The 21,117-nt window shown below is 42.3% G+C and carries 17 protein-coding genes; 15 read left to right on the top strand and 2 right to left on the bottom strand.

All coding sequences use genetic code 11. The features are described from left to right. The 13 genes from hisB to ACJROX_RS24100 all read left to right on the top strand — a co-directional run bounded on the left by hisB (nt 1) and on the right by ACJROX_RS24100 (nt 14,489). A complete protein-coding gene (gene hisB / locus ACJROX_RS24160; protein ID WP_408007762.1) occupies nt 1-591 on the top strand; it encodes an imidazoleglycerol-phosphate dehydratase HisB in 591 nt (196 codons plus the stop codon). Continuing rightward, nucleotides 592-1,239 carry an imidazole glycerol phosphate synthase subunit HisH gene (gene hisH / locus ACJROX_RS24155; RefSeq protein ID WP_408007761.1) on the top strand — a complete coding sequence of 216 codons (648 nt, stop codon included), beginning with the start codon at nt 592-594 and terminating at the stop codon, nt 1,237-1,239. Then, entirely contained in the window at nt 1,226-1,960 is a 735-nt protein-coding gene (hisA, locus tag ACJROX_RS24150; protein WP_408007760.1) for a 1-(5-phosphoribosyl)-5-[(5-phosphoribosylamino)methylideneamino]imidazole-4-carboxamide isomerase, read from the top strand. Before hisH ends, hisA begins: the two co-directional genes overlap by 14 nt. Then, nucleotides 1,961-2,719, top strand: a complete 759-nt coding sequence (hisF, locus tag ACJROX_RS24145) for an imidazole glycerol phosphate synthase subunit HisF (protein ID WP_408007759.1) — start codon at nt 1,961-1,963, stop codon at nt 2,717-2,719. Then, nucleotides 2,716-3,366 (top strand): bifunctional phosphoribosyl-AMP cyclohydrolase/phosphoribosyl-ATP diphosphatase HisIE, encoded by a 651-nt coding sequence (gene hisIE, locus ACJROX_RS24140; RefSeq protein ID WP_408007758.1) that lies wholly within the window; start codon nt 2,716-2,718, stop codon nt 3,364-3,366. The genes hisF and hisIE overlap by 4 nt, the downstream gene beginning before the upstream one ends. Nucleotides 3,367-3,846: 480 nt before the next feature. After that, nucleotides 3,847-4,983, top strand: a complete 1,137-nt coding sequence (locus ACJROX_RS24135; protein WP_408007757.1) for a GntR family transcriptional regulator — start codon at nt 3,847-3,849, stop codon at nt 4,981-4,983. A 244-nt stretch (nt 4,984-5,227) separates the two neighbouring features. Next, nucleotides 5,228-5,920 carry an L-ribulose-5-phosphate 4-epimerase gene (araD, locus tag ACJROX_RS24130; protein ID WP_408007756.1) on the top strand — a complete coding sequence of 231 codons (693 nt, stop codon included), beginning with the start codon at nt 5,228-5,230 and terminating at the stop codon, nt 5,918-5,920. Nucleotides 5,921-5,938: 18 nt separating this feature from the next. Continuing rightward, the gene (locus ACJROX_RS24125) at nt 5,939-7,633 is read left to right on the top strand and encodes a ribulokinase (protein ID WP_408007755.1); all 1,695 of its coding nucleotides are present in this window, start codon (nt 5,939-5,941) and stop codon (nt 7,631-7,633) included. Next, nucleotides 7,627-9,108 (top strand): L-arabinose isomerase, encoded by a 1,482-nt coding sequence (gene araA, locus ACJROX_RS24120; protein WP_408007754.1) that lies wholly within the window; start codon nt 7,627-7,629, stop codon nt 9,106-9,108. Before ACJROX_RS24125 ends, araA begins: the two co-directional genes overlap by 7 nt. 172 nt (nt 9,109-9,280) lie before the next feature. After that, a complete protein-coding gene (gene chvE / locus ACJROX_RS24115) occupies nt 9,281-10,354 on the top strand; it encodes a multiple monosaccharide ABC transporter substrate-binding protein (protein WP_408007752.1) in 1,074 nt (357 codons plus the stop codon). Between the two features lie 70 nt (nt 10,355-10,424). Next, nucleotides 10,425-11,966 carry a multiple monosaccharide ABC transporter ATP-binding protein gene (mmsA, locus tag ACJROX_RS24110; protein WP_408007750.1) on the top strand — a complete coding sequence of 514 codons (1,542 nt, stop codon included), beginning with the start codon at nt 10,425-10,427 and terminating at the stop codon, nt 11,964-11,966. A gap of 1 nt (nt 11,967) precedes the next feature. Continuing rightward, a complete protein-coding gene (mmsB, locus tag ACJROX_RS24105) occupies nt 11,968-13,125 on the top strand; it encodes a multiple monosaccharide ABC transporter permease (RefSeq protein WP_408007748.1) in 1,158 nt (385 codons plus the stop codon). Nucleotides 13,126-13,397: 272 nt separating this feature from the next. Then, nucleotides 13,398-14,489 (top strand): aldose epimerase family protein, encoded by a 1,092-nt coding sequence (locus ACJROX_RS24100; protein WP_408007747.1) that lies wholly within the window; start codon nt 13,398-13,400, stop codon nt 14,487-14,489. Between the two features lie 146 nt (nt 14,490-14,635). Here the strand turns inward: ACJROX_RS24100 and ACJROX_RS24095 are convergent, their stop codons facing one another. Then, nucleotides 14,636-16,171, bottom strand: a complete 1,536-nt coding sequence (locus ACJROX_RS24095) for a response regulator (RefSeq protein ID WP_408007745.1) — start codon at nt 16,169-16,171, stop codon at nt 14,636-14,638. Further along, complete coding sequence (locus ACJROX_RS24090) at nt 16,146-17,918, bottom strand: sensor histidine kinase (protein WP_408007744.1); 1,773 nt, start codon at nt 17,916-17,918, stop codon at nt 16,146-16,148. The genes ACJROX_RS24095 and ACJROX_RS24090 overlap by 26 nt, the downstream gene beginning before the upstream one ends. 498 nt (nt 17,919-18,416) lie before the next feature. Between ACJROX_RS24090 and ACJROX_RS24085 the strand changes: the two genes are divergently transcribed. Continuing rightward, entirely contained in the window at nt 18,417-19,427 is a 1,011-nt protein-coding gene (locus tag ACJROX_RS24085; RefSeq protein ID WP_408007743.1) for an ABC transporter substrate-binding protein, read from the top strand. Nucleotides 19,428-19,625: 198 nt separating this feature from the next. Beyond that, nucleotides 19,626-21,116 carry a sugar ABC transporter ATP-binding protein gene (locus ACJROX_RS24080; protein WP_408011757.1) on the top strand — a complete coding sequence of 497 codons (1,491 nt, stop codon included), beginning with the start codon at nt 19,626-19,628 and terminating at the stop codon, nt 21,114-21,116. Nucleotide 21,117: the final 1 nt, after the last annotated feature.

Below are 21,117 nucleotides of genomic sequence, written 5' to 3'. Positions count from 1 at the left end.
ATGACAGAACGGACAGCAACGATTACACGGAAAACGAACGAAACGGCCATCCAACTGAGCCTCCAGATTGACGGAGAAGGTCAGTCGAATATCCAATCTCCAGTGCCGTTTTTGAACCATATGCTCGATCTTTGGACCCGGCATGGACTGTTTGATTTGAACGTCCAAGCGGAAGGGGATACAGAGATTGATGATCATCATACGACAGAAGATATCGGGATCTGTCTCGGACAGGCTTTAATTGAAGCTCTTGGTGATAAACGCGGGATCCGCAGGTACGGAAATGCAATCGTTCCGATGGATGAAGCATTGGCCCAGGTTGTTATCGATCTCAGCAACCGTCCGCATCTTGAATTGAAGGCAGAGCTCCCTTCTGAAAAAGTCGGAACCTTTGACACAGAGCTTGTGCACGAGTTTTTATGGAAGCTTGCGATTGAAGCGAGGATGAACCTGCATGTGATCATCCATCATGGAACGAACACCCACCATATCATCGAAGCGATTTTCAAGGCACTTGGTCGGGCGTTGGATGAAGCGACGCAAATCGATCCGAGGGTAAAAGGTGTTCCCTCGACGAAAGGAATGCTGTAAATGATCGGGATTGTCGATTACGGAATGGGTAACCTTCACTCGGTACAAAATGCGCTCAGACGTCTTAAAATCGATCATTTCCTTTCAGAGAAAAAAGAGGAGCTGGCAAAAGCAGATGTATTGCTGCTGCCTGGTGTAGGTGCTTTTAAAGATGCTATGCATGCATTGAAAAAAGACGGCATGGACGAATTCATCGTTGAATCCGTTCAATCTGGAAAGCCGCTTCTTGGAATCTGCCTCGGGATGCAGCTATTGTTCGAGGAAAGTGAAGAGAACGGATTGACGAAGGGCCTTGGGCTTTTACCAGGACGGGTCGTACGCTTTCCAGGGATTACGTCAGATGGTACGACATATAAAGTGCCGCATATGGGTTGGAATCGGATGAACATCCAGAAGCCTGACACGCCTTTACTGCAGAACCTGAGCACAGACTTCGTCTATTTTGTCCATTCCTATCTTGTACAGACAGAAGACAGGGATGTACTGCTGGCAACGGCTGATTATTTTGAGGAAGTACCGGCTGTTGTAGGGCGCGACCATATTTTCGGCGCTCAATTCCACCCGGAAAAGAGCAGTGATGCAGGCATGGAAATCCTGAAAAACTTCGGTGCTTATGTAGAGAGGAGGCAGCAGGGTGAAACGATTTGAACTGTATCCGGCCATTGATATGCGCGGCGGTAAATGCGTCCGGCTATTTCAAGGGGATTATGACCAGGAGACTATTTACGGTGATTCCCCGTTTGAAATGGCGAAGCTTTTTGCAGATCAAGGTGCCCAATGGATACATATGGTGGACTTGGATGGTGCGAAAACTGCTGAGAAAGTGAATCACAAACATGTCCTTCAAGTTGCCTCTGAACTTGATGTGAAGGTGCAGATCGGCGGTGGCATCCGAACAGAAGAGGATATCGATTTTTATTTGAAAAATGGTGTGGATCGCGTCATTTTAGGAAGTGTGGCCGTTAAAAATCCTGCTTTCACGAAGGAGATGCTCGATAAGTATAAAGGGAAGATTGCGATCGGACTTGATGCTCGTGATGGGTATGTCGCAACGGAAGGCTGGCTTGATAACTCGAAGGTGAAAGCTGTCGAGCTTGCGAAGGAACTTGCAGAGGCTGGCGCCAGCCACTTCATTTTTACCGATATTTCACGTGACGGAACGCTTGAAGGCCCTAATGTCGAAGCGATCGCGGAGCTTGCCAGGGAATCAGGTGCTGAGGTGATAGCTTCAGGCGGAGTAAGCTCCATGGAGGATCTACAAGTATTAGCAGGACGACAGCAGGATGGAATCGAAGGTGCGATCATAGGGAAGGCGCTGTACACGGAGCGCTTCACTCTCTCTGAAGCACTAGAAAAGGTAGGTCAGTAGATGTTAACGAAACGAATCATACCCTGTCTGGACGTGAAGGATGGACGGGTTGTCAAAGGCATTCAATTTGTCAATATCATAGATGCAGGAGATCCAGTCGAACTTGCTCAAGCGTATGACGAACAAGGAGCCGATGAGCTGATTTTCCTCGATATTTCAGCTTCGAATGAACGACGTAATGTGATCATCGACTTGGTGGAGCAGGTAGCGGCAACACTTGCAATCCCATTTACTGTCGGCGGTGGTATCAACTCTTTGGAAGATATCAAGAGTGTACTGCGAGCAGGAGCTGACAAAGTTTCCTTGAATACAGCAGCGGTTAAAAATCCGGATCTGATCACGCTCGGATCGGAATATTTCGGCTCACAATGCATCGTCGTCGCGATTGATGCCCGCTATGATGAAGATCTCGGCTCATGGCGGGTCTATACAAATGGCGGGCAACGCTCTACAGAGTGGGAAGTGATCGATTGGGCGAAGGAAGCTGTAAAAAGAGGAGCCGGAGAGCTGCTGCTTACGAGCATGGACCGTGATGGTGAGAAATCGGGCTTTCATATCGAACTGACGAAAGCGGTCCGTGATGCGGTGACAGTCCCTGTAATCGCTTCGGGTGGTGCAGGATCGGCCGAGCATTTCCATGAGGTTTTTTCTGAAGCGGATGCGGACGCGGCATTAGCGGCTTCTATTTTTCATTACAAAGAAACCTCGATAGCAGCAGTAAAAGATTATTTGAAACAGCAAGGGGTGAACGTCCGATGAAGATCAGTGAGCTACGTTTTGATGAAAAAGGATTGCTTCCAGCGATCGTCCAGGATGTCGAGAGTAAGGAAGTGCTGACGCTCGCCTATATGAACGAGGAATCCTTGCAAAAGTCCCTCGAATCGAAGGAAACATGGTTCTACAGCCGGTCAAGGCAGGAGCTATGGCATAAAGGGGAGACATCCGGAAACACGCAGACGATAACCGATATCCGTTATGATTGTGATCAGGATGCCCTCGTCGTGCTAGTGAATCCGAAGGGGCCTGCTTGTCACAAAGGGACGTTCAGTTGCTTTAATGATTCACTTCTTAGCGAAGAGGAGATCCAGACAGGTGGGTCTGACGGAAATTTGGCGATCCTCACCGAGCTTGAGCAATTGATCGCTGAACGGGAGCGCAGCCGTCCGGAAGGTTCCTACACGACATACCTGTTTGAAGAAGGGGTAGATAAAATACTTAAAAAAGTCGGTGAAGAGGCTTCAGAAGTGATTATCGCGGCAAAAAACCGCGATAAGGACGAGTTATCATGGGAATCTGCCGACTTGCTCTACCACTTGCTCGTACTACTCAGGGAACAGGCTCTGCCGCTCAACGATGTTTTATCTGTTTTAAAAGAACGACATACAAAGAAGAACGGAAAGGAATAATCGCCTAAACTGTGTCTTAAATAAAAAAACTCTCTGTGTTATTATCCCCTTGAAGTAGACAGTAGAAAGAAAGTTACTGTACTGTTTATTGGAGGGGATTTTTTATGGGGAAAAAAACCTTAGTATGGTACAAGAACCATTGCATAGGCTGGAAGAAACTTTTAAAGGAATTGTGTCACAGATATGTGTACATAAAAGTGTTATTTTAACATGAAATGACTTCAGAGGTGAAAAGGGAAACGTTAGAATAATATCGTTTTCTTTTGCAAAGGTCTATTTTGAGCTTCGATTTATCAAGTGGTGAAAGTCATTTTTTTATTTCAACAAGATTAGGCATTAAAAATGTCCGTACAAGAAAATGCCAAGGTGCATTGGGTATGTATTGTTAACCTTAATATATATCTTAAAATAATTCTTTTTTGTTAAGTGATAAAGTATGGTAAGCTAACTTATACGAATATGTTGTAATGGGGTGAATGAATGGAAACCAAATATAGGATCGTCAAAAAGTCTATTAAATCTAAAATTTTAGATGGTACGTATAAGCCACATGAAAAAATCTCATCAGAAAGTGAGATGATGCGTCAATTCAATGTGAGTCGACATACGGTCAGGTTAGCGATTGGAGAGCTTGTGAGCGAAGGGTGGCTCTATAGAGAGCAAGGGGCAGGTACTTTTTGTGCGGATCGTACGGAGCAGTCCAGAAAAGATTCAGGTTCAAGGAAAAATATAGCTATTGTTACGACTTACATTTCTGACTATATCTTTCCCTCGATCATTCGTGGTGCTGAAGGCTATTTGAGTGATCAGGGATATCATGTCACTTTATTCAACACAAACAATGATCATGAAAAAGAACGAAATTATTTAGAAAAGATTATATCTCAAGGGTTTGATGGAGCCATCATTGAGCCGACCCAGAGTGCTTATTCCAACCCGAATATTGATTATTACTTGAACCTTGAACGCTTGAATATTCCATATATCATGATTAACGCCTATTATGATGCATTAGAGCCAGTAAGAGTTATCGTTGATGATGAACGGGGCGCGTACCTGCAGACAGAGCACTTGATTAAAAATGGCCATAAGGAGATCCTTGGGTTTTTCAAAACCGATGATATGCAAGGAACCCTTAGGATGAAGGGATACTTAAAATCTCATCGAGAGTATGGGGTACCGATCAATCCTAAGCATATTATTCCTTATAATACATCTGAAAAACATACGAAACCGATTGAAGAGCTGAAAACCTTCTTAAGCCAGCAAGGGCCTCATCCTACAGCTATTGTATGTTATAACGATGAACTGGCAATGAAACTGCTGGATGTCATTCGAGAGAAACATCTTCGTGTTCCTGATGATTTATCCATTATCGGTTTCGATAACTCGTTTTTGGCGGAAATGTCAGAAGTAAAGTTAACGTCCGTTGAACATCCGAAATCTGATTTAGGAAAGACTGCTGGAAAATTAATATTAAACTTGATCAAACGTAAACAAATGAGCCAAGATGGTACTGAAGAAGTGAAAAGCGTGATCTATTCCCCTGAACTGGTCCTACGTCAGTCTACTAAAAATATAAACGCTTCAAGTAAAAGTCTTCGGGATGCAACGTAAAGAATACAAAGGAGTACTATATAACGAATAGTGCTCTTTTTTATATTTAAAGAAAGTATAAAATACTTTTTTAAATTTTTCATAACTTGAGAACCCCAGATCGTTGTTATGAAGGGAGTTTCCCATAAAAAATAAAAATTATTTATTTTCTGTCATTTTTTCTCTTGAATGTACGTACAAATTGTTTTAAGATTAAACAGAAAGGAAAAGTTATACGTATAAGTTGAGAGGAAGGTGGATGGCTATGCTGGAGGGTTTAAAACAGCAAGTGCTTGAGGCGAACAAAGCTCTCCCTAAACTTAATCTTGTCACATTTACATGGGGGAATGTAAGCGGTTTCAATCAAGAAAAACAGGCAATGGTGATTAAACCGAGCGGAGTTCCTTATGAGGAGCTTACGACAAAAGATTTAGTTGTGGTGGATCTTCTGGGGAATGTTGTTGAAGGAAACTTAAAACCATCATCTGACACACCGACACACTTAGTCCTATATCGAAAATTTCCGTATCTTGGAGGCGTCGTACATACCCATTCTCCCTGGGCGACCAGCTGGGCACAGGCAGGAAAAGGTATTCCCTGTTTAGGAACGACGCAAGCAGATTACTTTTACGGAGAGATTCCATGTACGCGTAAGATGACCAATGGTGAAATTCATGCAGATTATGAAGAACAAACTGGAAACGTCATCGTAGAAACCTTTGAGAAAAGGGGCCTTCACCCTGGTCAAGTTCCTGGTGTACTTGTTCATAGTCATGCACCGTTTAATTGGGGACGTAATCCCAAGGATGCTTTACATAATGCCGTTGTCTTAGAAGAGATAGCGAGAATGGCCTTTCATACGTATCAAATAAATCCTGATACCCCCGACATGGACCAAACGTTATTGGATAAGCATTATTTACGAAAGCATGGAGCGAATGCTTATTACGGTCAATGATTACTGAGGAGGAACGTTATGTCAACAAAGTATGCAATTGGAGTGGATTATGGGACAGAATCCGGGCGAGCGGTATTAGTGTCTCTAACCAATGGGGAAGAAGTTGCGGACCACGTCACACCTTATCGTCATGGAGTGATTGATAAGCGGCTGCCGGGAACAGACGTTAAGTTGGGACATGAATGGGCGCTGCAACACCCGGGTGATTATATAGAAGTTCTGGAGGAATCTATCCCTTCTGTCATAGATGCTTCTGGCGTTGATGCTGAGGATATCATTGGCCTAGGGATCGACTTCACAGCCTGTACGATGCTTCCGATCGATGAGGCAGGTTCCCCGCTTTCTTTCAGTGACTTGTGGAGTAATAACCCGCATGGATGGGTGAAGCTATGGAAGCATCATGCTGCTCAGGATAAAGCGAATCAACTGAATAGAATCGCCGAACAGCGTGGGGAAGAATTTTTGAAACGGTACGGTGGTAAAATCTCTTCCGAATGGATGATTGCGAAAATATGGCAAATCCTCGAAGAGGCACCTGAAATCTATGATGCTGCCGATCAATTCATAGAAGCTACAGATTGGGTGATCTCCCAGCTGACGGGCAACCTTTTGAGAAACAGCTGTACGGCTGGGTATAAATCAATTTGGCATAAAAAAAACGGCTATCCAAGCAAAGACTTTTTTCGATCCTTGGATCCTAGATTAGAAGATTTGACAGATACGAAGTTAAGAGGTGAAGTTGTCCCTTTAGGAACCAAAGCTGGTGGAATAACGAAGGAAATGGCGAAGAGGATCGGATTGTACGAAGGGACTCCGGTAGCAGTGGGAAATGTAGATGCTCATGCGTCTGTAGCCGCTCTTGGAGTGACATCACCTGGAAAAATGATCATGACTATGGGCACGTCCATCTGTCATTTATTGCTTGGAGATGAAGAAAAATATATAGAGGGCATGTGCGGAGTCGTAGAAGATGGGATCATCCCAGGGTTGTACGGATATGAAGCGGGGCAGTCGGCTGTAGGGGATATTTTCGCCTGGTACATTGCTCACGGTGTACCTTCTTACGTCAACTATGCTGCGAACAAACAAGGACTGGATGTGCATCAATATTTAGAACAAAAAGCTTCGGAGTATCTCCCAGGTGAAACAGGACTTCTAGTATTAGATTGGTGGAATGGAAATCGTTCCGTACTCGTTGACACCGAATTAAGCGGGCTTCTGATTGGAGCCACTCTGCAAACGAAGCCTGAAGAAATCTACAGGGCCCTCATTGAATCTACAGCATTCGGGACAAGGAAAATCGTCGAGGCGTTCCATCACAATGGGGTACCTGTGGAAGAACTTTATGTTTGCGGAGGTCTGCCTCAAAGGAACAAATTGCTCATGCAGATTTATGCGGACGTTACCAACCGCAGGATAAATATTGCTGACTCAAAACAAACCCCAGCCCTGGGAGCTGCGATGTTCGGTGCCATAGCGGCTGGCAGCGAACGAGGCGGGTTTGATAATGTCGTCGAGGCCGCTGAGAAGATGGCAAGGATAAAAGAAGAAACGATCGAGCCGATCCCTGCTCATGTTGAAATCTATGAAGAGCTATACAAGGAATATTCTACCCTTCATGACTATTTTGGAAGAGGAGAAAATCAGGTGATGAAAAAATTGAAAGCGCTTAGAAGTCCAGCAAATGCAAGGAAGGGGCAGTTATTATGTTAAGAATCAGACCTTATGAATTCTGGTTTGTTACAGGAAGCCAGCATTTATACGGAAATGAAGCATTAGAAGAAGTCCAGGCTCATTCAGAAGAAATCGTGGATCAGTTGAATGAAAAGCAAGACTTGCCATTTCGGATCGTGTTCAAATCCGTCCTGACATCTTCAGACGATATTCATAAAGTCATGGTTGAAGCGAATGCGGATGATCATTGTGCAGGACTGCTGACGTGGATGCATACCTTTTCCCCGGCAAAAATGTGGATTGCTGGCTTAAAGGCCCTGCAGAAGCCTTTGCTTCATCTTCATACCCAATATAATCGGGATGTTCCATGGAACTCCATAGATATGGATTTTATGAACTTGAACCAATCCGCCCATGGGGACCGTGAGTATGGATTCATGGTATCTCGCCTGAATATCGCGAGAAAAGTTGTGGTGGGTCACTGGAAGGATGTTGAAGTTGTTGGAAAAATAGCCGGATGGATGAATACGGCCGTTGCTCATACAGAAGGTAGCAACATTCGTGTAGCGCGTTTTGGGGATAACATGCGTAATGTAGCCGTAACCGATGGAGATAAGGTGGAAGCCCAGATCAAATTCGGATGGACAGTTGATTATTATGGAATAGGTGATTTGGTAGAGGAAATAGAGAAAGTTACAGAACAGGAAGTAGAAGATCTATATCATACGTATACGGAATTATATGATCTGCTTGATGGAAATTCAGAGGAGGTTCAAGCATCTATTAAGGAGCAGGCTCGTATCGAACTTGGCTTGAAATCTTTCCTATCTTCAAGAAAATATAATGCGTTTACGACCAATTTTGAAGATTTGCATGGGATGAAGCAGTTACCTGGTTTAGCTGTTCAACGCTTAATGGCAGAGGGGTACGGTTTTGCAGGCGAAGGGGACTGGAGAACAGCTGCTCTTTTACGAATGATGAAAATTATTTCACATAATAAAGGAACCTCTTTCATGGAGGATTATACGTACCATTTAGATCCGGAAAATGAAATGGTCCTTGGCTCACATATGTTGGAAATTTGCCCTACCCTGTCTAGTGAAAAGCCAGAAATCGTGGTCTCTCCGCTTGATATCGGAGGGAAGGATGATCCGGCACGTCTAGTTTTTAATGGAACCGAGGGAAAAGCAGTCAATGCTTCCTTAATAGAATTGGGGGGGCGTTTCCGTTTAGTAGTGAATGAAGTAGAGGCAGTAAATATAAAAGAAAAAACCCCGCACTTACCAGTTGCTAAAGTTCTTTGGAAACCTCAGCCTACCTTAAGTGAAGCTACTGAGTCGTGGATCTATGCTGGAGGAGCACATCATACCGTTTTTTCAACGGAAGTCACTTTAGAGCAGTTATATGATTTCGCTGATATGACAGGAATTGAATGCGTCATCATCGATCAATCAACCAATATACGGAATTTAAGGAATGAACTCAAACAAATGGATGAAATCAGGAAAGTTTAAACGCTTTTTAAAGTTTTATAGATTAAGTGTTGGATTGCTAAGAATATGTCAAATTTTGAGATCGAATAAAAGGAGGTGTGCCTAACAAATATACGTATATATTACTCTGTTTTGAAAACGGTGTCATTGTTTAGTCGGAAAGGCTCAATAAATTTTATAGGGGGACAAGCTAATGAAGAAGATGTTAGTTTTATTATCTATTGTAATCTTATCCTTGATGTCAGCATGTGGGAATTCGGAAGGAGCAAGCGGAGAGGGTAAGAAAAGCGTGGGAATAGCGATGCCGACGAAGTCTTCCGAACGTTGGGTGAAAGACGGGGAGAACATGGCTGCTGAATTTGAAGAATTGGGATATAAAGTTGACCTTCAGTATGCAGAAGACGTTGTAGAAAATCAAATATCTCAAATAGAAAATATGATTACGAAAGGTGTAGACATTTTAGTTATCGCTTCTATTGATGGGGAAGCATTGACTGACGTCTTGAACCAAGCAAAAAATCAGGAAATACCTGTCATTGCTTATGATCGGCTGATCATGAACTCTGATCATGTAAGTTATTATGCAACTTTTGATAACTTTCAAGTTGGTGTCCAACAAGGTGAATATATTGAAAAAGAATTAGGTCTAAAAGATGGAAAAGGCCCATTTAATATCGAGTTATTTGCTGGCTCCCCGGATGATAACAATGCTTATTTCTTCTGGGACGGAGCAATGTCAATCTTGCAACCCTATATCGACGAAGGGCAATTAGTTGTTCAAAGTGGGCAAACAAAGTTCGGTCAAGCTGCTACGTTGCGGTGGAGTGGAAGTAAAGCCCAAGAAAGAATGGATAATATCTTGAGTGCCCATTATTCAGGTAAACAATTGGATGTGATCTATTCGCCGTTTGATGGGATCAGCCGGGGAGTTATTTCTTCATTAAAAGCGGTCGGCTATGGTTCCGGCAACCAACCGATGCCGATTGTAACCGGTCAGGATGCTGAATTGGCCTCCATCAAGTCTATTATCGTAGGCGAGCAAACGCAAACCATTTTCAAAGATACAAGAAGTTTAGCAGATAAAGCGGTACAAATGGCTGATGCTGTTCTTAAAGGTGAAGAACCTGAGGTCAATGATAAAGAAACCTATGATAACGGTTCAAAAGTGGTGCCAGCTTACTTGCTTGAACCGATTCCTGTGGATATTGACAATTACAAGGAGGTACTTGTTGAATCTGGTTATTACTCTGAAGACCAGCTTAAATAACTGTTTGAGTAAGATGATCTAGCATTTGCTTCTCGCTAAATCATCTTCCTTACTTTCAATCAAGGGTGTGATGTCCGTGGTTAGTCCAATTCTAGAGATGAAAAGTATCACGAAGAGGTTTCCAGGAGTTAAAGCTTTAGACAATGTAAACTTGAATGTTCAACAAGGGGAGATTCATGCACTAATCGGTGAGAATGGTGCTGGAAAATCCACACTTATGAAAGTTCTAAGCGGAGTACACGCTTATGGAACCTATGAAGGTGAGATTATTTTTAATGGTAACCTTTGTGAATTTAAAAATATTAATGAGAGTGAAGAGCTAGGGATCGTCATCATCCACCAGGAACTCGCTTTAATACCAGAGCTGTCAATAGCTGAAAATATCTTTCTTGGTAATGAACAACAAAGAAATGGTGTGATCAATTGGAGTGAAACCTTAGTAAGAACGATAGAACTACTGAAAAAAGTAGGCCTGAAAGTAGACCCTGAAGAAAAAATAAAAAATATTGGGGTTGGCCAACAACAGCTGGTAGAAATAGCTAAAGCGTTATCAAAAGATGTCAGGTTGCTTATTTTAGATGAGCCCACAGCTGCACTTAACGAAGAAGATAGTGAGAATCTGTTGAATCTATTAGTAGAGCTTAAAGAACAAGGGATGACTTCGATCTTAATCTCCCACAAGTTAAAAGAACTTTTGAAGGTTTCTGATAGTCTTACAGTACTTCGAGATGGCCAAACCATTCAAACCTATCATATCAGTAGTCAAAAAATTACGGAAAGCACCATTATTAAAGATATGGTGGGTAGAGACTTGACCAACCTCTATCCAGAAAGAAAAAAAGTAATAGGAAATGAAGTTGTGTTTGAAGTGAAAAACTGGTCTGTATATCATCCGTTGGATCCAAATAAGCAACTATTGCACAATGTCAATCTTAAGGTGAAAAAAGGTGAAATCATAGGGATCGCCGGGTTGATGGGAGCGGGGCGTACGGAACTCGCAATGAGTATATTCGGTAAATCCTATGGTAAAAAGATATCCGGTGAACTTTATAAAGATGGTCAAACAATTAAATTAAATGATGTAAGTGAAGCCATTAAGCACAAAATTGCATACGTATCAGAAAATCGTAAGGATTATGGTTTAGTACTTATTGATAGTGTTCGTAAAAACTTGACTTTATCGAATTTAAAAAAGGTTTCCCATAAAAGCATCCTCAATATGAATGATGAAATTGTTGAAGCTGAATCCATAAAAACAAAAATGAATATCAAAGCACCGACCATTGAACAAGTAACGAATCATCTGAGTGGGGGAAATCAACAAAAGGTAGTACTCGGAAAATGGATTTTTACTGATCCGGATCTATTAATACTGGATGAACCGTCCCGAGGAATAGATGTAGGTGCGAAATTCGAAATCTACAAGATTATTAATGAATTAGCAGAGCAAGGTAAAAGTATCATCATGATTTCGTCAGAGCTCCCGGAACTACTGGGGATGTGCGATCGGATCTATACGCTTTGTGAAGGGGAAATCACTGCTGATGTGGACATTGAAGAAGCTGATCAAGAAACGTTGATGACATATATGACACAAAGTTGGAGGTCTTAAAATGGTGGGTATCAAACAATTAGTTGCTAGTAATATCCGTAGGTTTACCATGATAATCGCATTGATAGGAATAATCATTCTATTCCAGATATTGACCCAAGGGATCTTATTAACACCATTGAATGTAACGAATATTATTATGCAAAACAGCTATATCATTGTATTAGCTATAGGAATGATGCTGGTCATCATTACGGGTGAAATAGATTTGTCTGTAGGATCAGTTGCAGCTTTCGTAGGAGCAGTTTCTGGTGTTTTACTCGTCAGCTGGGACTTACCTGTATTCCTTGGTATTATCATATGTTTGGCTCTCGGAGCTCTTATTGGTGCATGGCAAGGGTATTGGGTGGCTTATGTAAATATACCTTCATTCATTGTTACTTTAGCGGGGATGTTGATTTTCAGAGGATTAACCCTGGTCGTGTTGCAAGGTCAGACCATTGCACCTTTTCCTGACAGCTTTAGAAGCTTGAGTTCAGCATTCATTCCAGATTTATTTGGCAATGGGGAGTTACAATTATTTACGATCCTTATCGGCCTTATTTTTACTGTAATTTATATTGTCAGTGAATTTTCCATACGTAAAAACGATATTAAATATGGATTCAAGACGTTATCCATGCCTTTATTAATGTTGAAGATCATCCTTTTTTCAGTTGTAATCAACTTATTTACATATGTGCTGGCTCAGTATGAAGGTCTTCCTTATGTATTGCTTATATTAGTAGCTCTCGTCCTCGGGTACACATTTATAATGAATAAGACAGTACTAGGTCGTCACATTTATGCAGTCGGCGGGAATGCAAATGCGGCTAAATTGTCTGGTGTTAAAACGAAACGGATGAAGTTTCTCGTTTTTATGAATATGGGTATTTTAGCTGCTTTGAGTGGAATGATTTTTGCTGGTCGTTTGAATGCTGCAATTCCTCAAGCTGGTAATTTGTTCGAATTGGATGCAATTGCAGCAGCTGTAATCGGTGGTGCATCATTTACAGGAGGGATTGGAACCATATTCGGAGCTGTAATCGGAGCTTTAGTCATGGGAGTATTAAACAACGGTATGTCTCTCATGGGGATTGGTATTGACTGGCAACAAGCTATTAAGGGACTGGTCCTATTGGCAGCAGTCGCCTTTGACGTATTGAACAAAAATAAATAGTGATCTTAAGGCAAGTTATTGCTTTTGTTGGTAATGAGCTTGCCTTAACTTTTTTTATGGATAGGAAAGATGGAGAGAATGAGTGTTGAGCATTTAGCTGAAAAACTAAATATAGATAAAGAGGAATTACCAAGATAGTGGTTGAACAAGGATCCATTAGGAAAATCGGTCCATATCTAAAATAGCTTGCCTGTAGTTCAATACAGGGCTAAGTCATCTTATAAAGGCTGTTCTTATCCTCAGGGCAGTCGTTGGGAAGGAAGAGGTATTTCATGATCATGGAAACGCATGAGGTTCAAGTTCCTGGTCAAAGAACTTGGACATTATTTCAACTGGAAAATGACCAGGGCATGAGTGTCCATTTTCTGAACTTCGGAGGGATCATCACGAATATTTCTGTCCCCGATCGAAATGGGAATTCTAAGAATGTAGTGCTTAGCTATGAAGATTTCGAGGATTACGTTAAAAATCCAGGCTTCCTAGGGGCGTTGATCGGCAGGGTAGCTGGCCGCATCAAAAATTCCTGTTTTCAAATAGAAGGAAGGGAGTATGAAGTGGAAGCGAATGAAGGGGAACACCATCTCCACGGAGGAAAGCGGGGCTTTCATCAACGTCTCTGGAAAGCTTCTCCATTTGAGAGGGATAGGGAAATAGGTGTAAAGCTTTCACACAAAAGTCTAGAAGGTGAAGGAGGATATCCTGGGACCATTCACGTCGAGGTCACCTACACACTTACTAACGACAATCAGTTGATCATCGATTATTTAGCAGAAACGGATCGGAAAACAGTTCTAACATTGACCAATCATTCTTATTTTAATTTAAGTGGAAAGGCTGATCATACCGTTCATAATCATTCATTATTTTTAAACAGTTCACGTTTTGCCAAGTTAGATAATCAGCTCATTCCGACAGGAGAATGGATAGATGTAACAGATACACCGTTTGATTTCCGTCAAAATAGAAAGCTGAGATCCAGCTTTTCCTATGAAACTGCTCAACAAAGAGCTGCAAATGGTGGTATCGATCATTTCTTCCTACTGGATGGTGAAGGGAAGCCAGCAATCCGACTGGAAGACGGAGAGTCAGGACGTACGCTCGAGGTGGAAACGGATCAACCAGGCATTGTCATCTATACTTCTAACAACCTTCAAGAAGGGAGAAACTTGTCTGAAGGAAAAACCATGACACACTCAGGGATATGTATAGAAACGCAAAGTTCCCCAGCATCCTTACATGAAACAGGGTTTCCCGATATTGTCCTTACTCCCGACAAGCCCTACCATAGACGAACAATCTTTAAGTTCGGGACTGGAGCATATACTTGGAGGGAAAACAATATAAATTTAATTAGCCCCTCATGAGTACACTGAAGCTTTTGAGAGGCTTTTTCGTTTCCAGCTGCATGAAATAATATTGCTAATTATCTAATTTATTTTGGCTAAGGCAATGGTAGGCGTCCCTTCGCTATGGCGAATATCAAATGCTTCAGAAAGCTGCTTCCGTTCTATTAACCGCGCGTCTTATATTCCCTAGTTGTCATCCCAGTCACTTTTTTGAAAAGGTTGCAAAAGTAATGGGAGTCACTGTACCCGACCTTTTGGGCAATCTCATAGGTTTTGTCATTTGTCGATTTCAGCAGTTTTTTGGCGTGCTCCATCCGGATAGTCGTAATATACTCAACCAAGGTTTTACCGGTTTCCTGGCTGAACATCCGGCTGAAATAGGAAGGACTGACATTGACCATATCTGCGATCCTTTGCAAGGATAATTCCGATTCATAAAAATGCTCATGTATATACTCTTGGGCTTTAAGAATCAGCGGGTTAACCTTCACGGATGAAAAAATCTCGGATTCCATGACAACCTTCAGCATATCGGCAATGTATGCTTCGACTTCCGAGTATTCCCGGATCCAGCCTGCCCGCACTTCGCGGTTGGCCATTTCCTTCAGCAGTCCGACATCCTCGATCTTCTGTTCCTTCATAAATTGCTTAATGGTCAGTGTGAAATCGATCAAGGAATAATAGATGAAAAACGGTGCGCTGTTATTCGAGGCTTTTAAAAATGATGTGTAGTTTTCGGCAAAAGCAGGTATCTTAGCCGCGTCACCGTCTTTAAGAAACGAGATTAACTTATTCCGATTCTTAATGAACAGTTCATCATTGTTCAGGATATCTTCTTGACTGTCATGGGCTTTATTTTTTTGAACCATTTTGTTGTAGCTCTTGTCTTCTACTGCCTGAGCGTAGGAGACGGCAATACCCTGCATCCGGCTTTCTACTTTTCCAAATCCATATACGATCGGCCTCTCGGTATTCTGCTTGTTCCTCTCTGCTAACCTTTCCTTGAGTTTGTTCACCTCATCCTCAAGCAGCCTTTCTGTTTCGCCTTTCATAATAAATACCATTTCTTTCTTATTGCTCTTAAAAGAGAGGCAATTATATTCCGTATGAATCAAATTGACCGGTGTTGATGTTTCTGTTTCCAAAATGAGTACAAAATAAAAACTCGCAATTAAGTCTATATTCAGTTCGGCAGCTTTTTTCAACGCTTCGGAAGGCGAAAAAGAACCATTACAGATCTCGCTTAAAAAAACTTCCTGCGACATCAATCTATTTTTTGTGGCTTCACTTCTTAGATCGTCCATTTTCTTCTTTTCCAATTCCTCCAGGTCAATTTGAGCAGATACTTTTTGGAGGGTTTTCAGCAGTTCGTCTGCACTGATCGGTTTTAAGCAATATTCAGCAATTTGTATCCGCATCGCTTTCCGGGCATATTCAAATTCATCGTGCCCACTTAATATGATAATTTTGATATCCGGCATTTCTTCCCGGAGGATCCTGCTTAATTCCAAACCATCCATAAACGGCATCTTTATATCGGTAATTACGATATCGGGCTGAAGTTTTTGGATTAAAGGAAGGGCAACCTCGCCGTCAGGAGCATCCCCGCAAAAGTCAAAACCTTCTTTTCTCCAGTCAATCCTGTTCTTGATTCCTTCACGAACTTGCACCTCATCATCTAACAGAAATACTTTTTTCATTAGTTTCACCTTCCGTTGGGATGGTCAATGTAATAATCGTGCCTTCGCCGTATTGGCTGTTCACCGCAAGGCCATACTGCTTTCCGAAAAAGAGCTGAATCCGTTGCTGGACATTGTACATGCCGATACCGCTGTTTCCGCCACGCATCGGCAGGCCGCGGGCCAACCGCTCCTGAATTTCAAGCAATCGTTCTTCTTTTATGCCTTTTCCGTTGTCAATGATCTCGATCCGGATGTTGCCGTCAAAATTGAAATCACCCTTAATGATAATCAATCCTTTTCCGCGTTGATTTTTTATCCCATGATAGATGGCATTTTCAATCAACGGCTGCAAAGTCAATTTCAAGATTTTATGTGAAAGAATCTCTTCATTTATATGGAAGGAAACGTCCAGAATATCCCGGTAACGGATTTTTTGGATAACGAGATAGCTACGAATATGTTCCAACTCGTCCTCAATGGTAATCCAATCTTTGCCGCCACTTAAAGTGATACGGAAAAAGCGGGATAATGCTGTTGTCATCTCAATAACCTCGTTGCTTTTCTTGCTTTCGACCATCCAGATGATATTATCCAGCGTGTTGTATAAAAAGTGTGGATTGATTTGGTTTTGCAGCGCGCGGAATTCTGCATTGGTCAGTTGCTTTTGTTCTTCCACGCTTTGTTTTAGCAGTGACTTGATTTTCGAAATCATGATATTAAAGCTGTTACTGAGATCGGCGATTTCATCCACGCTTTCGCTATATACCTTTACATCCAAATCTCCATCGGAAGCATGTTTCATTTTTTCCTTTAGATGGCGGATTGGTCTGATCAGTCTCAAGGAGATGAAATAATAGAGTGTAATCGTAAAGATGATACTGCAGGCGACTGTAACAAAAATTAGTGTCCGGATTTCATTGGATTCACTCATAATCTCTTTGACTGGAGCTTGGCCGATGACCTTCCAACCGGTGGAAGCTACTGTGTCGAAAACAGTGACGGTCGTTCCGGATTGGTTCATGATCACTCCTGATTTTCTTTTCCGGATCAATTCCCTATTGGCAATAAAAGCCCGGCCTTTTTTATTTTCAGTTGGGAAAAATATCGACTCACCCAACTCTGTTTCGATAAAAAAAATGCCGGAGTCTCCCAAAGATGTTTGATTGAGGATTTGTTCAATGGCAGTAGCGTCTACAACCATATTGATAAAACCGATTACTTCACCTGTAATTTCCGATATGACAGAGTTGGTGATCGAGATAACTGGTGTATCATTGATTGTTGTCGGGACGATCATCGAATGTTCCTCCCGTTGCAGCAGGTTCGTATATTCCGGGTCGTTTTTAGGACTTTTCTCTAATTGATGGACCCCGTCCCTCTCACTGATCACCCTGCCATCGAGATTAAAGATTTTTATATTGCGGATATTTTCGCTGTACGGATATATTTCACGGTAAAAAGCAAACATGTTTAAGATGTTTTTCGCATCCTCATTGGTGTTTTCCGGGCTGAGCAGGAATTGAACGGTGCTTTCCTGGTTCCCAATCTCGGTAAACCGTTGGACATCTTCGAAAATGACGTTAATAGCCTGGCTGGCCTGATTAGCCTGAAGCTGGGCTGACGTACGGGCATTATGAGAAATGATATGGATTGATTTTATATATGAAACCATTCCGATGATGATAAGCGGTATCACTGTTAACAGGATAAACATGACTAAGAGCTTTGTCCGCAGACTGGAAACCAACCATTTTTTCAGTTTCATAAATTTTTCCCCTTGCAAATGAAATCCCAAATCTTTAGTAAGCGGTTACAATTAGTGAAGTTGAAAAGAGGTTCCCGAGTGGATTTATATTATGGCTTAGTTCGACAAATTATTTAATAACATTAAATCACAATTCTTAGGTAAAAAATACACTTTTCTGAAAATAGTTGCAATTTGTTACTTTTATAAATTTTTTAAATATATAATCCTATTCAAAAAGTATGTAAGCTGCTGTACCCTTTCCGCATTCCCGAAGTTGATTTCTGTATAAAAATATCTATCGCTCACTGCAAACAGTGTCGATTTAAAAAAATTACACTTTCCCTAAAATTTTTCCACTTTTTTGTTTGCCTGCTCTCTATGTGTTAAAATATTTCTATTTTTCTGATAAATGATTCTATTCAGTTGATTTTGAAAACGCTTTACAATTGAACCAAGCTGATGAAAACAACACGCTCGTTAGCAAAAGATTCAAAGAAGATAAGGGGGACTTGGTTAATGGCAAGACAGTTAAAAAAGTTCAGATTAGTATTTCTCATGTCATTGATCCTTGTATTGGCTGCATGCTCATCCGCTAATACAGAAGGAAACGAGAGTAGTGGTGGAGAAGGAGGCGGGTCCTCTAGCGATAAGCTTGTGATTGGTTTTTCCCAGGTAGGTGCTGAGAGTGAATGGAGAACAGCAAACACCAAATCCGTCAAGAGCGCAATCACCGATGCTGGCCATGAGTTGAAATTCTCCGATGCCCAGCAAAAACAGGAAAACCAAATCAAAGCGATCCGTTCTTTTATCGCACAAAAAGTCGATGCGATCGTGTTCTCTCCAGTAGTAGAAACTGGTTTTGAAACCGTACTTAAGGAAGCGAAGGACGCTGGAATCCCAGTATTCCTTGTTGACAGAGCGGTGGATATCGAGGATGACTCTTTGTGGGTGACATTCCTTGGTTCCGACTTCGTCGAAGAAGGAAGAAAAGCTGCCAACTGGCTTGTGGAAGATATGGAAGGCGTCGAAGGCGATATCAATATCGTGGAGCTTCAAGGAACAGTCGGATCCGCGCCGGCTATCGACCGTAAAGAAGGTTTTGAAGAAGTAATGGCTGAACATCCGAACTTCAGAATCATCAAATCCCAATCCGGTGACTTTACCCGTGCCAAAGGGAAGGAAGTCATGGAAGCATTCTTAAAATCCGATGGGGAAAACATCGATGTGCTTTACTCCCACAACGACGATATGGCGATTGGTGCCATCCAGGCCATTGAAGAATACGGCTTGAAACCGGGTGAAGACATCAAAATCATCGGTGTGGACGCTGTAAAAGGTGCATTTGAAGCGATGGCAGCCGGCAAGATGAACGTTACCGTTGAATGTAACCCATTGTTTGGCCCGCAGCTTGTCGAGCTGATCGAAGCTCACTTTGCAGGAGAAACGCTTGATAAGCGGATTTCTGTAGAAGAAGGCATTTACACAATGGATCAAGCCGAAGAGCTTCTTCCAACTCGTAAATACTAAAAAAACAATGGCTAAGCCGCTTAAATCAAATTTTGAGCGGCTGTTTTTCTTACATTTGAAGAAAGTATAAAATACTTTCTTCAATAAAAGCGCAACTAAGGCTCAGCCTGCGTTAAAGCCTTGGCTTTGTCAAGTTTTCTTTACAAGGATGTCAAATAGGGAGGTATCAACTTGGAGAAGCTCTTTCCGAAACTAGAGATGAAGGGAATAACCAAAACCTTTCCCGGGGTTAAAGCGTTAGCAAATGTAAGCTTGCGCTTATTCCCGGGAGAGGTACATGCCTTAATGGGGGAAAATGGAGCAGGGAAATCCACCTTGATTAAAGTGCTGACCGGGGTTTATACGAAAGACGGAGGGACAGTCACGCTGGACGGCAATCCTGTCGAAGTTTCGACTCCCCTTAAAGCCCAGAACCTGGGAATCAGTACTGTTTATCAGGAAGTCAACCTGTGTTCGAACCTGTCCGTTGTTGAAAATATATTTATTGGACGCGAAATCATGAAAAGAGGCCGGATCGATTGGAAAGAAATGAACCGGAAAGCGGAGGAGCTGTTGACGAAGCTTAACCTGGATATTGATGTTTCGAAAGCACTCGGCTCTTATTCCGTCGCCATCCAGCAAATGGTTGCAATTGTCCGTGCCTTGAATGTGAAGGCAAAGGTGCTGATTTTAGATGAACCGACTTCGAGTCTTGATTTGAAGGAGGTTCAGCAGTTGTTTTCTGCCATCAGGAAACTGAAGAACGATGGCCTTTGCATCGTGTTTATCAGTCATTTTCTTGATCAAATCTATGAAATTACCGATCGTTTGACCGTTTTGCGGAACGGTGAATTGATTGGCGAATACAAAACGCAGTCTCTGCCAAGGTACGAATTGATTTCGAAGATGATCGGCAAGGAGTTTATCGATAGTACATCGATTAACGAAAATCCGGAGGCAAAGAATAAAGGCGTATCGGAAACGGTGATGGAAGCGGCACAGCTTGCTAAAGCCGGTAACATTCAGCCGTTTAACCTGGAACTTCGTAAAGGGGAAATCATGGGTCTTGCCGGACTGCTTGGTTCAGGAAGGTCGGAGCTGGCCCGGCTTCTGTTCGGTGCAGATAAAGCAGACAGCGGTACGATTAAAGTCAAAGGGAAAAAGGTACATTTAAATTCCCCGAAACAGGCGATTGCCCACAACATTGCTTTTTCATCAGAAAACCGGAAATCAGAAGGAATTATCGGCGATTTGTCGATACGTGAAAATATGATTCTGGCGTTGCAGGGAAGACAGGGCTGGTTTAACTATATTCCGAGAAAGCAACAAGAAGAAATCGTCGATGAATATATCAAACTGTTGAACATCAATCCTCCTAATCCCGAGCAGTTGATCAAAAACTTGAGTGGCGGCAACCAGCAGAAGGTGCTTCTGGCTAGGTGGCTGCTGACTGATCCGGATTTACTGATTTTGGATGAGCCGACGCGCGGAATCGATATCGGGGCAAAGGCGGAGATCCAGAAGCTGATGGTGTCGTTAAGTGAAAAGGGCATGTCGATTTTATTCATTTCTTCCGAGCTGGAAGAAATTTTGCGTACATGCAAGCGGATTTCCGTTTTACGGGAGCGTGAAAAGGTGTCGGAACTGGAAAACCGGGAGCACATGACCCAGCAGGATATTATGAGGGAAATTGCGGGAGGGGTGGGTTGAA

The organism is Pseudalkalibacillus sp. A8, from assembly GCF_045920555.1.
Classification (GTDB): domain Bacteria; phylum Bacillota; class Bacilli; order Bacillales; family Fictibacillaceae; genus Pseudalkalibacillus.
Note: the sequence above shows the minus strand (reverse complement) of the source record. Positions and strands in the feature narration are given on the sequence as shown.

Excerpts from the sequence above, each read along its gene's own strand:
- hisB (WP_408007762.1), top strand. The coding sequence starts at position 1 with ATGACAGAACGGACAGCAACGATTACACGGAAAACGAACGAAACGGCC.
- hisH (WP_408007761.1), top strand. The coding sequence starts at position 592 with ATGATCGGGATTGTCGATTACGGAATGGGTAACCTTCACTCGGTACAA.
- hisF (WP_408007759.1), top strand. The coding sequence starts at position 1,961 with ATGTTAACGAAACGAATCATACCCTGTCTGGACGTGAAGGATGGACGG.
- hisIE (WP_408007758.1), top strand. The coding sequence starts at position 2,716 with ATGAAGATCAGTGAGCTACGTTTTGATGAAAAAGGATTGCTTCCAGCG.
- ACJROX_RS24135 (WP_408007757.1), top strand. The coding sequence starts at position 3,847 with ATGGAAACCAAATATAGGATCGTCAAAAAGTCTATTAAATCTAAAATT.
- araD (WP_408007756.1), top strand. The coding sequence starts at position 5,228 with ATGCTGGAGGGTTTAAAACAGCAAGTGCTTGAGGCGAACAAAGCTCTC.
- ACJROX_RS24125 (WP_408007755.1), top strand. The coding sequence starts at position 5,939 with ATGTCAACAAAGTATGCAATTGGAGTGGATTATGGGACAGAATCCGGG.
- araA (WP_408007754.1), top strand. The coding sequence starts at position 7,627 with ATGTTAAGAATCAGACCTTATGAATTCTGGTTTGTTACAGGAAGCCAG.
- chvE (WP_408007752.1), top strand. The coding sequence starts at position 9,281 with ATGAAGAAGATGTTAGTTTTATTATCTATTGTAATCTTATCCTTGATG.
- mmsA (WP_408007750.1), top strand. The coding sequence starts at position 10,425 with ATGTCCGTGGTTAGTCCAATTCTAGAGATGAAAAGTATCACGAAGAGG.
- mmsB (WP_408007748.1), top strand. The coding sequence starts at position 11,968 with ATGGTGGGTATCAAACAATTAGTTGCTAGTAATATCCGTAGGTTTACC.
- ACJROX_RS24100 (WP_408007747.1), top strand. The coding sequence starts at position 13,398 with ATGATCATGGAAACGCATGAGGTTCAAGTTCCTGGTCAAAGAACTTGG.
- ACJROX_RS24095 (WP_408007745.1), bottom strand. The coding sequence starts at position 16,171 with ATGAAAAAAGTATTTCTGTTAGATGATGAGGTGCAAGTTCGTGAAGGA.
- ACJROX_RS24090 (WP_408007744.1), bottom strand. The coding sequence starts at position 17,918 with ATGAAACTGAAAAAATGGTTGGTTTCCAGTCTGCGGACAAAGCTCTTA.
- ACJROX_RS24085 (WP_408007743.1), top strand. The coding sequence starts at position 18,417 with ATGGCAAGACAGTTAAAAAAGTTCAGATTAGTATTTCTCATGTCATTG.
- ACJROX_RS24080 (WP_408011757.1), top strand. The coding sequence starts at position 19,626 with ATGAAGGGAATAACCAAAACCTTTCCCGGGGTTAAAGCGTTAGCAAAT.